Origin of the sequence: Streptomyces phytophilus, from assembly GCF_013870535.1 — a bacterium.
GTDB lineage: Bacteria > Actinomycetota > Actinomycetes > Streptomycetales > Streptomycetaceae > Streptomyces > Streptomyces phytophilus.
In genome coordinates, this window is record NZ_JACBXC010001460.1 from 1 (window position 1) to 1,397 (window position 1,397).

Below are 1,397 nucleotides of genomic sequence, written 5' to 3' on the forward strand. Positions count from 1 at the left end.
TCAGACAGGGCCCAGCCGCAGCGGCTACGGAACCCGCCCCCCGGCTCCGGTGCCCCCGCGCCCGCCCGTGCCCCCGCCCGCGTGCGGGCCGAGCCCGGGCGTTCGCGGCGGCACGGCCGTGGACTGGACGATCGACGTCGTCGTCTGGCCGTGCAGCAGGAAGCGGTCGAGCACCTCCTCGAAGGTGTCGAGATCCGTCGCGTGCACCTTGAGCAGGAAGCAGTCCTCGCCGGTGATCCGGTGGCACTCGCTGACCTGCGGCAGGCTCCGCGCCAGCGCGGCGATCCGCGGCAGCTGACCCGGCCCCGGCCGCACCCGGACGAACGCCGCCACCGGATAGCCCAGCGCCGCCGGATCGACGTCGAGGCGGTATCCGCGGATCACCCCGGACTCCTCCAGCCGCCGCACCCGCTCCCGGGCGGTCGGCACGGAGACGCCGGTGCGCCGGGCCAGTTCGGCCGTCGACAGCCGGGGGTCCGCGTCGAGTTCGGTCAGGATCGAGCGGTCGAGTGCGTCCACCGCTTCACCTTCGCACGGCGGTTGCCCGATTCCTACCCCGAACCGGAAAGTGATCGGCCATGCCGCTTTCCGGTTCGTCATGGTCCGTGCGGGCGTGCGTTGCGACGATTCCTCCGTGGCCGACTCCCCGCCCCGCAGCCCCGCCGACGCCCCCGCCGGCCGGCTCGCCCTCGCCGCCGAGCGCGTACCGCCGCCGGCGTTCCTCGTCTCCTCCGCCGTCTTCCACTACCTCGGACCGGCCTGCGCCGTGCTGCTCTTCGCCCGCCTCGACGTCCTCGGTGTCGCCTGGCTGCGCATCGCCTCGGCGGCGCTGGTCTTCGCCGTCTGGCGGCGGCCGTGGCGCGACTGGCGGGCCACCACCCCGTACCAGCGGCGGCTGCTGGTGGCGATGGGCGCCGTGCTCGCCACCATGAACTGCACGTTCTATCTCGCCCTGGAGCGGCTGCCGCTCGGGACGGTCGGGGCGGTGGAGTTCCTCGGCCCCGTGGTGCTGGCCGCCGCGGGTGCACGCACCCGGCGGAACGCCGCCGCGCTGGCGCTGGTGATCGCCGGTGTCGCGCTGCTGACCGACGCGCATCTGGTCGCGGAACCGCTCGGTCTCGCGCTGGCTTTCGGCAACTGCGCGCTGTTCGTGCTCTACGTCGTCCTCGGCCACCGGCTCGCCGCGGACGGGGGCGCCGCCGGCGTGGGCCGGCTCGGGGCCGCGATGCTGGTGGCGGCGGTCGTCGCGGCGCCCGCGGGGGTCGGGGAGGCGGCGGCGGTGGTGACGTCCCCGGCGCTGCTGGCGGCGGCCTTCGGGGTGGGGGTCTGCTCGTCGGTGATCCCGTACGTGTGCGACCAGCTCGCCATGGCGCGGGTGCCGCGGGCGACGTTCGCGC

The 1,397-nt window shown here is 75.6% G+C and carries 2 protein-coding genes; one reads left to right on the forward strand and one right to left on the reverse strand.

Going from position 1 to position 1,397, the window contains the following annotated elements:
• Positions 1–24: 24 nt before the first annotated feature.
• Positions 25–519 carry an Lrp/AsnC family transcriptional regulator gene (locus tag H5J30_RS33345; protein WP_181791468.1) on the reverse strand — a complete coding sequence of 165 codons (495 nt, stop codon included), beginning with the start codon at positions 517–519 and terminating at the stop codon, positions 25–27.
• A gap of 115 nt (positions 520–634) precedes the next feature.
• On the opposite strand from H5J30_RS33345, the gene H5J30_RS33350 reads away from it, so the two are divergent.
• The coding region (locus H5J30_RS33350; RefSeq protein ID WP_309505710.1) for an EamA family transporter at positions 635–1,397 on the forward strand (763 nt) is incomplete at its 3' end.